This window comes from Streptomyces sp. DH10, from assembly GCF_029813805.1.
In the GTDB taxonomy this organism is placed as follows: domain Bacteria; phylum Actinomycetota; class Actinomycetes; order Streptomycetales; family Streptomycetaceae; genus Streptomyces; species Streptomyces coeruleofuscus.
This window is the reverse complement of the sequence record NZ_JARVKU010000004.1, coordinates 485311-497649: the sequence shown is the minus strand read 5'-3', so window position 1 is coordinate 497649 and position 12339 is coordinate 485311. Positions and strand designations below refer to the sequence as shown.

The 12339-nt window shown below is 72.6% G+C and carries 10 protein-coding genes; 2 read left to right on the top strand and 8 right to left on the bottom strand.

From position 1 onward, the window contains the following. Positions 1-50: 50 nt before the first annotated feature. Positions 51-1064 (top strand): bile acid:sodium symporter family protein, encoded by a 1014-nt coding sequence (locus QC385_RS11695; protein ID WP_279541254.1) that lies wholly within the window; start codon positions 51-53, stop codon positions 1062-1064. Here QC385_RS11695 and QC385_RS11690 read toward each other — a convergent pair. From QC385_RS11690 to QC385_RS11680, 3 genes are all read right to left on the bottom strand, one after another. Beyond that, positions 1000-2238 carry a DUF4185 domain-containing protein gene (locus tag QC385_RS11690; RefSeq protein WP_279541194.1) on the bottom strand — a complete coding sequence of 413 codons (1239 nt, stop codon included), beginning with the start codon at positions 2236-2238 and terminating at the stop codon, positions 1000-1002. The two genes, QC385_RS11695 and QC385_RS11690, sit on opposite strands and share 65 nt — an antisense overlap. A gap of 11 nt (positions 2239-2249) precedes the next feature. After that, positions 2250-4121, bottom strand: coding sequence for a sialidase family protein (locus tag QC385_RS11685; RefSeq protein ID WP_279541193.1), 1872 nt, complete (start codon positions 4119-4121; stop codon positions 2250-2252). 171 nt (positions 4122-4292) lie between these two features. Then, positions 4293-5210, bottom strand: coding sequence for a quinone oxidoreductase family protein (locus QC385_RS11680; RefSeq protein WP_279541192.1), 918 nt, complete (start codon positions 5208-5210; stop codon positions 4293-4295). Positions 5211-5314: 104 nt separating this feature from the next. On the opposite strand from QC385_RS11680, the gene QC385_RS11675 reads away from it, so the two are divergent. Beyond that, the gene (locus tag QC385_RS11675; RefSeq protein ID WP_279541191.1) at positions 5315-5752 is read left to right on the top strand and encodes a MarR family winged helix-turn-helix transcriptional regulator; all 438 of its coding nucleotides are present in this window, start codon (positions 5315-5317) and stop codon (positions 5750-5752) included. A 99-nt stretch (positions 5753-5851) separates the two neighbouring features. Here the strand turns inward: QC385_RS11675 and fdhD are convergent, their stop codons facing one another. Genes fdhD through QC385_RS11650 form a run of 5 tightly spaced genes read right to left on the bottom strand, consistent with a single transcriptional unit; the run spans position 5852 to position 12287 of the window. Further along, positions 5852-6700, bottom strand: coding sequence for a formate dehydrogenase accessory sulfurtransferase FdhD (fdhD, locus tag QC385_RS11670; protein ID WP_279541190.1), 849 nt, complete (start codon positions 6698-6700; stop codon positions 5852-5854). A gap of 7 nt (positions 6701-6707) precedes the next feature. Continuing rightward, on the bottom strand, positions 6708-7568 hold the full coding sequence (locus QC385_RS11665) for a 2Fe-2S iron-sulfur cluster-binding protein (RefSeq protein ID WP_279541189.1): 861 nt from the start codon (positions 7566-7568) through the stop codon (positions 6708-6710). Further along, complete coding sequence (locus QC385_RS11660) at positions 7565-9388, bottom strand: NAD(P)H-dependent oxidoreductase subunit E (RefSeq protein ID WP_279541188.1); 1824 nt, start codon at positions 9386-9388, stop codon at positions 7565-7567. Before QC385_RS11660 ends, QC385_RS11665 begins: the two co-directional genes overlap by 4 nt. Before the next feature lie 5 nt (positions 9389-9393). Beyond that, positions 9394-11319, bottom strand: coding sequence for a molybdopterin oxidoreductase family protein (locus tag QC385_RS11655; protein WP_279541187.1), 1926 nt, complete (start codon positions 11317-11319; stop codon positions 9394-9396). Further along, the gene (locus tag QC385_RS11650; protein ID WP_279541186.1) at positions 11316-12287 is read right to left on the bottom strand and encodes a 2-dehydropantoate 2-reductase; all 972 of its coding nucleotides are present in this window, start codon (positions 12285-12287) and stop codon (positions 11316-11318) included. The genes QC385_RS11655 and QC385_RS11650 overlap by 4 nt, the downstream gene beginning before the upstream one ends. Between the last annotated feature and the right edge of the window lie 52 nt (positions 12288-12339).

The following is a 12339-nucleotide window of genomic DNA, read 5'->3' as shown; positions in this document are numbered from 1 at the left end:
AAGTCCCGAGCAAGTGGAGCACCGTGAAACGCCTGCGCCGGCCGCGTCGGATGCCGATCGACCCGTACATCCTTCTCCTCCTCGCGACGGTGGGCGTCGCCGCCCTGTTCCCGGCGCGCGGGACGGTCGCCGACGTCGCGTCCGGTGCCTCCACGGCGGCGATCGCCCTGCTGTTCTTCCTCTACGGCGCCCGGCTGTCCACCCGCGAGGCGCTGGACGGGCTGCGCCACTGGAGGCTCCACGTCACCGTCCTGGCCTGCACCTTCGTCGTCTTCCCGTTGCTCGGCCTGGCGGCCCGCGGGCTGGTGCCGGTGATCCTGACGCATCCGCTCTATCAGGGCCTGCTCTTCCTCACGCTCGTCCCGTCGACCGTGCAGTCCTCGATCGCCTTCACCTCGATGGCCCGCGGCAACGTGCCCGCCGCGATCTGCGCGGGCTCCTTCTCCTCCCTCGTCGGCATCATCGCCACCCCGCTGCTCGCGGCCTCGCTGCTCGGCGGCAGCGGGGGCGGGTTCTCCGCCGACTCACTGCTGAAGATCGTGCTGCAACTGCTCGTGCCGTTCCTCGCCGGGCAGCTGCTGCGCCGCTGGATCGGCGGCTTCGTCACCCGGCACAAGAAGGTCCTCTCGCTGGTGGACCGCGGCTCGATCCTGCTCGTCGTCTACACCGCGTTCAGCCAGGGCATGGTCCAGGGCATCTGGCACCAGGTCAGCCCCCTCCGGCTGGGCGGGCTGCTCGTCGTCGAGGCCGTGATCCTCGCCGTGATGCTGGTGCTGACCTGGTACGGCGGCAAGGCACTGGGCTTCGTCCGGGAGGACCGGATCACCCTCCAGTTCGCCGGCTCGAAGAAGTCCCTGGCCGCCGGGCTGCCCATGGCGAGCGTCCTGTTCGGCCCGCAGGCCTCGCTGGCCGTGCTGCCGCTGATGCTCTTCCACCAGATGCAGCTGATGGTCTGCGCGGTGATCGCCAAGCGCCGCTCGCACGACCCCCGCCCGGAGGTCACCGGGCCGGAGCCAGCCGCAGCGTCACGAACCGGGGTCGGTACAGGGACACGTTCCGGCTGAGCTGGGCGGCGGCGCCCGTCGTCTCCAGCCAGTTGACGTCGTAGCTCAGCACGAGACGCCCGTCGCCGCTCAGCACCGGGTGCGCCTGCGGGTTGTAGGCGGCCACCTGGCCCTGCGGCAGCGACGGGCTGAACTCCTTCGCGGGCCCGTGCCACGGCCCGGCCGGGGAGCACGCCCAGTACGAGGCCACGGTGGTCAGGCCCTTCGTGCCCGCGGCCATCGTGAACAGCACGTACGTCCCGCCGTCCCGGACGACCGAGAACGCGCTGCCCACACCCCTGCGCTGCCCGTCCCCGAGCACCGGCCGGGGGCGGGCGGCGGCCGCCCAGGACGAGCCGGTCCAGTACCGCCAGGCCGCCGGGTCCCCGAGGCTGCCCTCCGGCACCCGCGCCACGTACGCGTGCGAGGCCGGGCGGGAGGCGGCCTGGCCGTCGTCGCCGCCGAAGACGTACGTCCAGCCGTCCTCCTCGACCAGCGTCGTGCCGAACAGCACCCGCCGGGACGGGTCCGGGACCAGTTGCTGGTCCAGCACCCTGACGACCGACTCCAGGCGCAGATCGGGCAGCGACAGCGTGGCGACCTCCGTCGCGGTGGGCACGCCGTAGATCCACGGGGCCTGGCCGGCCGTGCGCACCCACAGCAGCACCCGGACGACCTGCTCCGAAGAGCCGGGGGAGCGGGGTTCGACGCGGGCGGCGACCGGCCAGCGCCACTGGCCCGGCGCCGGGTCGGCGAAGAGCGGGGCGGGGAGGGTGGTCTCCAGCCGGCCGTCGCGCATCAGCACGGCCGAGTTGCGCACCAGCGGCGCGGTGGTGTCCCGCCAGGCGTGGGACTCGCCGGCCGGGTTGGGCGGGCCGTACACCCGGCCCAGATAGGTGTCGGAGAACAGCCACAGCACCCGGCCGTCCGGCAGCCGCACCGAGTGGGTGCCGTCACCGCCGGTCCAGTCGTCGGTGCGGGTCGCGTCGTCGCCGTAGCGGGCGAACTCGGCGGTGAGGCCGTCGTCCGCCTGCCAGGAGCGGACGGTGCGCGCCCGGCAGGCGGCGTCGCCGTCCGGACTCTCGTCCTCCGGCAGGGCGATGAGCAGCGCGGCCCCGAGAACCAGGACCAGCAGCAGGCCGATCCCGGTTCCCGTGCGCTGTCGTGCTCGTGCTGCTTCTGCGTCGTCGGGCACGTACCGTGACGTTAGTTGCTGCCGCTCACCCGGTCCATGGGGAGCCACAGGACCGTGCCCCTGGCGGCCGCGCCCTTGGTGCCGGCGCCCAACTCCCTGTCGGTGAGGGCCCGGTTCCAGACGCGGACGTCGTCGATCGCCCCCGTGAGGAACGCCCGGCTGTCCATGCGCTGGCCGATGTGCACGCCGAACGGGGAGTTACGGCTGACCGAGCCCGGCACGTCCGGGGTGCTGATCGGCGTGCCGTCGAGGAAGAGGGTCAGTTGCCCGCCGCCCCGGCGCAGGACCAGGTGGTGCCAGCGGCCGTCGTTGTGGGCGCCGGCGGTCCACACCGAGGCCGTCCTGACGGTCGCCGCGCCCGACCGGGTGGTGATGAGCGCCCGGACCCGGTCGCTCGCCGGCTCCCCGCGCAGCCAGATCTGCGGCTGGGTGCTGCCGATGCCGCCCATCCACAGGAAGGGCTGTTCGCCGGTCGTGGCCGTGTAGCGGAAGAACAGCGAGGCCGTGAAGTCCCCCTCGCCGAGCGGCAGCCGGGACCGGTACGGCAGGCGTACGGCGTCGTCGGTGCCGTCGAAGGACAGCGCGCTGCCGCGGACACCGGCCGTGCGCCCGGCATCGCCGAGCACGGCCGCGGGCCGCGCACCCGGCGCCGCGTCGCGGGTGGTCGGGTCGGCGCCACGACGCGGTTTCAGCCAGTCCTCGGTGAAGCGGGCGAAGCGGATCTCGTCGCGGGCGTCGACCGCGCCGCCCTCGTACAGCAGGCCCATCGTCGAGGAGTCGACCGCCGCCATGTCGGAGTAGCCGGACCAGTCCGTGGTGACGACCGTGCCCCGGTCCACGCTGTCCCAGGTGCGCCCGCCGTCGTAGGAGGAGCGGACCATCATCGTCCGGCGGCGGTCGGGATCGGCCGGGGCGGACAGCAGCAGCCGGTGGCCGAGGCGCAGCGTCGCGCCCTGCACCTGCGGGGTGTAGAGGTCCGGGAGAGCCCGGAACGGCGTGGCGAAGCTGTCGCCGCCGTCCAGACTGAGGGTCTGGGAGCGGTGCCCCAGGTCGGTGCCGTCCTGTTCCCGGCCGCTGACGAGGACGGCCCCGTCGGCCCGTTCGGTGAGCGTCACCTCGGACGGCTTCTGCCGGAACATGCCGTCCTGCGGTATCGGCCAGGAGTCGGTGGCGCCGATCCGCCAGTGGTCGCCGCCGTCGTCGCTGACGATGAGCGCGGCGTGGTTCGCGGTGACCCGGCTGCCGTCCCACGTCTCGGTGTTGACGCCGAACACCAGCCGCCCGGCGTGCTTGCCGCGGGTGAGCTGGATGCCGTGCACGGGCCCGGTGGCGTACCAGGAGTTCCAGTGCTCGGGCAGGATCTCGTCGCTCAGGTCGCGCGGCTCGGACCAGGTCCGGCCGTCGTCGTCGCTGTACTGGAGGTGCGGGGTGCGGTCGCAGGGAACGGTGCAGTTGCCGGCGTCCGTACGGCCCGTGTTGTACGTCTCGGCCAGCAGGATCCGGCCGGTCCTGCGGTCCACGACGGGCGCCGGGTTGCCGTGCGTGTCGCCCGCACCCTCGTTGACGACCTGGAGCGGTCCCCAGGTGCGGCCGCCGTCGGTGGAGCGTTTGAGGACGATGTCGATGTCGGCCGCGTCACCGCAGTTGAGGACGCGGCCCTCGGCGAAGGCGAGCAGCGTGCCGGCCGTGGTCCGCACGATCGCCGGGATCCGGAAGCACGCGTAACCGGGGTCCTGGGAGGCCTTGAAGAGGACCTGCTGGTCGAACTCCGGTAATTCTACGGAGGGTTGGGCATGGGCCGGGCCCGTGGGCGCGAACAGCGCCGCGGCGGTGAGGACGGCTGTCAGGGTGGATCTCAGACGTGCGCGAAGACTTGACGGCATGGTGCGACCTGCCCTTCATGCGTCTGTCGGCTGGACCACCGAGGCATGGGAACGGCAATCCGGGGACCAGAAGTCCGGGGAACGGACATTCGGTCAATCGGACATCCCACGTCCCATGTGTGGGGCCACAGACGGTACTTGGCTTCACAGACCCCCCACAAGGAGCGTGCGTCAGGGGATCAGGACGACCTTGCCGAGGTTGGCCCTCGCCTCGATCTCCCCGTGTGCCTTCGCCGCGTCCTGAAGGGCGAACTCCCCGTGCACGACGGGCCTGACCTCTCCGGCGGCGAACAGCCGCCACAGTTCCTCGCGCCACTGCTCGTACAACTCCGGTTTCCCGCGCGCGACACGGGCCATCTGGAACCCGATCACCGACTTGGCGCCGGCGAGCAGGTCGTACGCCTGGACGGTGCCGCCGCCCGAGCTGTACGCCACCAGCCGCCCCTCCGGGGCGAGCGCGGCGAGGGCCGGGGTGAGCAGCTCGCCGCCGACCGCGTCCAGGGCGTAGTCGACCGGGGCGCCCCAGGTGTCGTCGCCGTAGGTGACGACGTGGTCGGCGCCGAGGCCGCGGACGAAGCCGGCCTTGGCCGGGTCGGAGACGGCCCCCACCACCCGCCCGGCGCCCCGCGTCCTGGCCAATTGCACGGCCAGGTGTCCGACACCGCTCGCCGCGGCGGTGACCAGGGCCGCCTCGCCCGGCTCGGGCCGTGCGGCCTCCAGGGCGCCGAGGGCGACCAGGCCGCTGCGGACCAGGGCCACGGCCGTGACGGCGTCGGCGTCCGCCGGGACCGGGGAGGCCATGGCCTCGTGCAGGAGCGCGAAGTCGGCGTAGCCATGGCCGAAGCAGAGCCCTGTCACGCGGTCGCCGGTGCCGAAGCGGGTGACGCCCTCGCCGACGGCCGTGACCTCCCCGGCGATCTCGCCGCCGAGCGGGACCGGCTCCGCCGCCTCGGTGACCTTGCGGACGACCGGGAGCGTGACGCCGATCGCCTCCGCGCGTACGAGCAGTTCTCCGGGGCCGGGCTGGGGGACCGGTGCCTCCTCCAGGAGCAGGGGGGCGCCTCGGGATTCGTAGCGGACGCGGCGCATCGCACCTCCGGATGTCGTTGGTGGTCCCCGCGAACTCGTTGGGGTGCCCAACGGTATAGGAGGATCATAGGGAGAACCAACGATTTCTTGGTTAGGCTGCGGCCATGTCGGAAGCCCCCCTCCCCGCGATCCGCTCCCTGCCCAGCTGGCTGCTCGGCCGCGCCGCCGCCCGCGGCCGTGCCCTGGTGGCCGAGGCGCTGGCCGAGCAGGACATGCGGATGTGGCACCACGTGGTGCTGTCCGCCGTCCGCGACCTGGCCCCCGTCGCGCAGGCCGACCTCGGGCGCGGGGTCGGGCTGGACCCCAAGGACCTGGTCGGCGTCCTGAACGACCTCCAGGCCGCGGAACTGGTGGTGCGCGAGCCGGACCCGAAGGACCGGCGGAAGAACGCCGTGTCCCTCACCCCCCGGGGAGCCCGGCTGCTGACGCGCTGCGAGAAGGCGGCCCGCGCGGCCAACGACGAGCTGCTCGCCCCGCTCTCGGAGGCCGAACGCGAGCAGTTCACGGGCATGCTGCGGCGCATATCCGGCACAGGTCACTGACCGCCGCTCCGCCGGGGCCGGGCCGAGACGGGGCCCCTGCGGCGCAGGGGGCGCTCCCCGCCGGTCGGGGCCCCGCCGCCGTGTCGCGGGGGAACCTGCTCAGCCCTGGGCGGCCGCGGCCCGCAGGGCGATACGGTCCTCACCCGCGTACACGTTCATGGAGCTGCCCCTCAGGAAGCCCACCAGCGTCAGGCCCGTCTCGGCGGCCAGGTCCACCGCCAGCGAGGACGGGGCGGACACCGCCGCCAGGACCGGCATACCGGCCATCACGGCCTTCTGCGCCAGCTCGAAGGAGGCCCGGCCCGAGACGAGCAGGATCGTCCGGGACAGCGGCAGGTCCCCGTTCTGCAGGGCGCGGCCGACCAGCTTGTCGACCGCGTTGTGCCGGCCCACGTCCTCCCGGACGTCCAGCAGCTCGCCCTCCTCCGAGAAGAGTGCCGCCGCGTGCAGGCCCCCGGTCCGGTCGAAGACCCGCTGGGCCGCGCGCAGCCGGTCGGGCAGGCTCGCGAGCAGCTCGGGAGTGACCCGCACCGGGGGAGTGTCGGCGATGGGCCAGCGGGCCGTGGTGCGCACCGCGTCCAGCGAGGCCTTGCCGCACAGACCGCAGGAGGACGTCGTGTAGACGTTCCGTTCCAGCGTGATGTCGGGGATCACCACCCCGGGGGCCGTCTGCACGTCGACCACGTTGTACGTGTTCGAGCCGTCGACCGTGGCCCCTGCGCAGTAGACGATGTTCCGGAGGTCCTGCTGCACGCCCAGCACCCCCTCGCTCACGAGGAAGCCGGCCGCCAGCGCGAAGTCGTCGCCCGGCGTGCGCATGGTGATCGCCAGGGGCTTGCCGTTCAGCCGGATCTCCAGGGGCTCCTCGGCGACGAGCGTGTCCGGACGGCTGGAGACCGCCCCGTCGCGGATGCGGAGCACCTTGCGTCGTTCCGTGACTCGTCCCATGTCCTGATCAGCCCCGGTTCTGTACGTGCTGGTAGCCGAAGCGGCCCTTGATGCAGAGGTTGCCGTGGGTCACCGGGTTGTCGTGCGGTGACGTGACCTTCACGATCTCATTGTCCTGCACGTGCAGCGTGAGGTTGCAGCCCACTCCGCAGTACGCGCACACCGTGGTCGTCTCCGTCTGCCGCGACTCGTCCCACGTACCCGCCGCGCGCATGTCGAACTCGGACTTGAAGGACAGCGCGCCCGTCGGGCACACCTCGATGCAGTTCCCGCAGTACACGCACGCCGAGTCGGTCAGCGGGGCGTCGTGCTCCACGGCGATCCGGGCGTCGAAACCGCGCCCGGCGACCGAGATCGCGAAGGTGTTCTGCCACTGGTCGCCGCAGGCGTCGACGCACTTGTAGCAGAGGATGCACTTGTCGTAGTCGCGTACGTACAAGTCGTTGTCGATCTTCGGTTCCTCGTTGAGGCGGGCCGCGTCCGGGCCGAAGCGGTCCGGCTTGGCCTCGTACTCCTTGAGCCACTCGGCTACCCGCGGTGTCGTCGACAGGTCGACCGAGGACGCGAGCAGTTCGAGGACGACCTTCCGGCTGTGCCGGGCCCGCTCGGTGTCGGTGCGGACCTCCATGCCCGGCTCGGCCTTGCGGGAGCAGGCCGGGACGAGGGTGCGGGCCCCCTCGACCTCGACGACGCAGACCCGGCAGGCGTTCTTCGGCCGCAGGGTGTCGCCCTCGCACAGGGTCGGGATGTCCTTCCCGGCCGCCCGGCAGGCGTCGAGGATCGTCGAGCCCTCGGGGACCCTGGCCTCCTCGCCGTCGATCGTGAACTCCAGCACGCGGCGCGGGATCCCCAGCGGTGTGACGGTCATTCGTACGCCCCCAGACGGTCGATGGCGGATTCCACGGCGTTCCACGCGGTCTGCCCCAGACCGCAGATCGAGGCGTCCCGCATCGCGCGGCCGACCTCCCTGAGCAGGGCGATGTCCCCGGCCGCGGCGGCGCCGGTGCGCTCCACGATCCGGTGCAGCGCCTCCTCCTGCCGCACGGTCCCGACCCGGCAGGGCACGCACTGCCCGCACGACTCGTCGCGGAAGAACTCCGCGATGCGCAGCAGGAGCCGGGGGAGGGGCACGCTGTCGTCGAAGGCCATGACGACCCCCGAGCCGAGCGTCGTGCCCGCCTCCCGTGTCCCTTCGAAGGTGAGCGGGATGTCCAGCTCGTCGGCCCGTACGAAGCCGCCCGCCGCGCCGCCGAGCAGCACCGCCCGCAGCCCGTGCCGCACCCCGGCGAGGGCGAGCAGATCGCCCAGCGTCGCGCCGAACGGCAGCTCGTAGACGCCCGGCCGCTCCACACTCCCGGACACGCAGAACAGCTTCGGCCCGGTGGACCGGCCCGTGCCGATCGCCGCGTACGCCGGGGCGCCCCTCGTCAGGACCGGCAGCACGTTGACCAGCGTCTCGACGTTGTTCTCGACCGTCGGCTTGCCGAACAGGCCCTTCTCCACGGGGAACGGCGGCTTCGAGCGGGGCTCGCCCCGGTAGCCCTCGATGGAGTTGAACAGGGCCGTCTCCTCACCGCAGATGTAGGCGCCCGCACCGCGCCGGATCTCGATGTCGAAGGCGTAGCCCTGGCCGAGGACGTCGTCGCCGAGCAGGCCGCGCGCGCGTGCCTGCCCGATCGCGTGCTCCAGGACGTGCAGGGCGCGCGGGTACTCGCCGCGCAGGTAGAGGTAGCCCTTGTGGGCGCCCGTCGCGTACCCGGCGATCGTCATGGCCTCGACCAGCGCGTACGGGTCCCCTTCCATGAGCACGCGGTCCTTGAAGGTGCCCGGCTCGGACTCGTCGGCGTTGCAGACGAGGTAGTGCGGGTGGTCCGGCTGGGACGCCGTGGCCTGCCACTTGCGGCCGGTCGGGAAAGCCGCGCCGCCGCGCCCGGCCAGGCCCGAGTCGGTGACCTCGCGGATGACCCCGGCGGGGCCCAGCTCGAAGGCCCGGCGCAGGGCCGTGTAGCCGCCGTGGGCGCGGTAGTCGTCCAGGGACGCCGGGTCGACCACGCCGACGCGGTGCAGCAGCATCAGGCCCTCCTGCCCGGCCTGGGGCACCGCGAGCGCGGCCGGGGGCTCCTCCGGCGCCGAATCTGGGGCACTCGCGGCGAGGACGGCCCGTTCCACGGTCGCCGGTGCCGACACCGCCGTCCGCACCGGATCCCCGGCCCTGATCGCGAGCGTGGCCGGGGCGCGTTCGCACAGGCCGAGGCAGGGGCTGCGCTCGACCGCGACCCCGCTGCCCGGGCCCAGCCGCTCCTCGACCCCCGCGCACAGCTCCGGCGCCCCGGCCGCCGCGCACGCCAGGTCCGTGCACACGTGGAGCACGGTCGCCGGACGCGGCTTGACGGAGAACATGGCGTAGAAGGTGGCGACCCCGTACGCCTCCGCCGGCGGCACCGTCAGCCGCCGGCACAGGTAGTCCAGGGCGCCGTCGCTGATCCAGCCGACCCGGTCGTTGATCGCGTGCAGCCCCGGCAACAGCAGGTCGCGGCGGTCCCGGGCCTCACGTCCGCCGCGGGCCCACCTCAGGTCCGCGTCGGAGCGGTCGGCGCCCTCCCATGAGGACTCCGGAGGGCCCAGCAGGGCGTCGACGGCCGCCCGTTCGTCGTCCGTCGGTTTGCTGTCGCCGAAGTGCAGGTCCACTTACGTCACCTCACGATGGTCGCGACGGGCAGCTTCTCGATCCGGATCGCCGACGCCTTGAACTCCGCCGTCCCCGCGATCGGGCAGTTCGCCTCGATCGTCAGCGCGTTGGTGTCCACCTCGTCCGGGAAGTGCATGGTCATGAAGGCGAGCCCGGGCCGCAGCGCCGTGTCCACCCACACGGGCGCGGTCACCGACCCGCGCCGCGAGGTGACCTGGACCTGCTCGCCCACCACCACCCCGTAGCGCTCGGCGTCCTCCGGGCACAGTTCGATGTACTCGCCGCGCCGCAGGGGCGAGGCGTAACCGCCGCTCTGCACACCGGTGTTGTACGAGTCGAGCCGCCGACCGGTGGTGAGCCGGATCGGGTACTCCTCGTCGGTGAGGTCCACGGGCGGGTCGTGCTGCACGATCCCGAAGGGCGCGAGCGGGCCGCGTCGCGCGGGGTCGGGCTCCCACAACCGGCCGTGCAGATAGGTCGGTTCGAGCCCCTCGGTACTGGGGCAGGGCCACTGGATGCCCTGGTGCTCCGACAGACGCGCGTACGTCATGCCGTAGTGGTCGGGCGAGACCGACCTGAGCTCGTTCCACACGGTCTCGGCGTCGGCGTACTTCCAGTCGTGGCCCAGGCGGGCCGCGAGGTCGCAGATGATGTCGATGTCCTCCCGGGCCTCGCCGGGCGGGCTGACGGCCTTGCGGACACGCTGCACGCGCCGCTCGCTGTTGGTCGTCGTGCCGTCGGTCTCCGCCCAGCCGGCCGTGGCCGGCAGGACGACGTCCGCGAGCTCGGCCGTCTTCGTCAGGAAGATGTCCTGCACGACCAGGAAGTCGAGCGCCTTGAGCCGCCGTACGGCCTGCTCGCTGTCGGCCTCCGACTGGGCCGGGTTCTCGCCGACGCAGTAGACGGCCTTGAGGGTGCCGTCCTCCATGGCCTCGAACATCTCCGTGAGGTTCAGCCCGTAGTGGGGCTGGATGACGGTGTCCCAGGCGGACTCGAACTTCAGCCGGGTGTCCGGGTCGAGGATGTCCTGGAAGCCGGGCAGGCGGTTGGGGATCGCCCCCATGTCGCCGCCGCCCTGCACGTTGTTCTGCCCGCGCAGGGGTTGCAGGCCGGCGCCGTAGCGGCCGACGTGCCCGGTGAGCAGGGACAGGTTGATCAGGGCGCGGACGTTGTCGGTGCCGTTGTGGTGCTCGGTGATGCCGAGGGTCCAGCACAGCTGGGCGCGCTCGGCGCGGGCGTAGGCGTGCGCCAGCTCGCGGATGGCGGCCGCCGGTACGCCCGTCACCTTCTCGGCGAGCGACAGCGTCCACGGCTCGACCAGCGCCCTGTACTCCTCGAAGCCGGTGGTCGCCCGCGCGATGAACGCCTCGTTCGCGAGGCCCGCGTGGATGATCTCGCGGCCGATCGCGTGCGCCATCGGGATGTCGGTGCCGACGTTGAGGCCCAGCCAGCTCTCCGCCCACTCGGCGGTCGAGGTCCGGCGCGGATCGACCGCGTACATCCGGGCGCCGTTCCTGATCCCCTTCAGCACGTGCTGGAAGAAGATCGGGTGCGCGAAGCGGGCGTTGGAGCCCCACATCACGATGACGTCGGTGTGCTCGATCTCCTCGTACGACGATGTCCCGCCGCCCGAGCCGAACGCCGCCGACAGGCCCGCCACGCTCGGGGCGTGGCAGGTGCGGTTGCAGGAGTCGACGTTGTTGGTGCCCATGACGACCCGGGCGAACTTCTGGGCCACGTAGTTCATCTCGTTCGTCGCCCGGGCGCAGGAGAACATGCCGAAGGCGCCCCGGTTGCGCGCCAGTCCCCGGGCGGCCCGGTCCAGGGCCTCCTCCCAGGTGGCCCGGCGCAAGGGCTCGTCGCGCGAGTCCCTGACCAGGGGATGGGTGAGCCGGGTGTAGGTCTTCGGGCTTCGGTCGCGTTTGCTCATGCGGCGCTCCTCAGCGCGAGCAGGTCCGAGATGGCGTGCACGGTGCGCAGGGTGGGCACCTCCACGCCGGTGATGTCCGCCAACTCGACGACCGCCGCGAGGAGTACGTCGAGTTCGAGCGGTTTGCCGCGCTCCAGGTCCTGGAGCGTGGAGGTGCGGTGGTCGCCGACCCGCTCGGCGCCCGCGAGCCGGCGCTCGATGGAGACGCCGACCTCGCAGCCGAGGGCGTTCGCGACCGCGAGCGTCTCGGTCATCATGATCTCGATGACCCTGCGGGTGCCGCCGTGCAGGCACATCTGCCGCATGGTCGCGCGGGCCAGCGCGCTGATCGGGTTGAAGGAGATGTTGCCGAGCAGCTTGAGCCAGATGTCGTTGCGGAGGTCCGGTTCGACCGGGCACTTCATCCCGCCCGCCTGCATGGCCTCGCTGAGCGCCGCGCACCGCGTGGACACGCTGCGGTCGGGCTCGCCGATCGAGAACCGCGTGCCCTCCAAGTGCCTCACGACGCCCGGCCCTTCGAGCTCGGTCGCCGCGTAGACGACGCATCCGACGGCCCGTTCGGGCGCGAGCACCGCACTGACCGCGCCGTCCGGGTCCACGCTCTCGACGCGGTGGCCGTCGTAGGGGCCGCCGTGCCGGTGGAAGTACCACCAGGGGATGCCGTTCTGGGCGGCCACGACCGCCGTCGTGTCGCCCAGCAGCGGCGCGATCAGCGGCCCGCACGCCGCGTACGCGTTGGCCTTCAGGCCGAGGAAGACGTAGTCGGCCGGGCCGACTTCGGCCGGATCGTCGGTCGCGTGGGGGTGCGCGGTGAAGTCGCCGCGCGGGCTGCGCACCCGGACTCCGTGCCGCCTCATGGCCGCCAGATGCGGTCCACGGGCGATGAGATGCACGTCGGCGCCCGCGCGGTGGAGCGCGGCGCCGACGTAGGCGCCGATGGCACCGGCGCCGAGAACTGCGACTTTCACGGGAACACTCCGTTCGGTTTGAGGGATACCGCGGAGGTGACTGCCGAGTGGC

Coding starts and splice junctions, on each gene's coding strand:
- QC385_RS11655 (WP_279541187.1), bottom strand. CDS start 11,319: ATGAGCAAACGCGACCGAAGCCCGAAGACCTACACCCGGCTCACCCAT.
- fdhD (WP_279541190.1), bottom strand. CDS start 6,700: ATGGGACGAGTCACGGAACGACGCAAGGTGCTCCGCATCCGCGACGGG.
- QC385_RS11680 (WP_279541192.1), bottom strand. CDS start 5,210: ATGCGCCGCGTCCGCTACGAATCCCGAGGCGCCCCCCTGCTCCTGGAG.
- QC385_RS11685 (WP_279541193.1), bottom strand. CDS start 4,121: ATGCCGTCAAGTCTTCGCGCACGTCTGAGATCCACCCTGACAGCCGTC.
- QC385_RS11665 (WP_279541189.1), bottom strand. CDS start 7,568: ATGACCGTCACACCGCTGGGGATCCCGCGCCGCGTGCTGGAGTTCACG.
- QC385_RS11675 (WP_279541191.1), top strand. CDS start 5,315: ATGTCGGAAGCCCCCCTCCCCGCGATCCGCTCCCTGCCCAGCTGGCTG.
- QC385_RS11695 (WP_279541254.1), top strand. CDS start 51: ATGCCGATCGACCCGTACATCCTTCTCCTCCTCGCGACGGTGGGCGTC.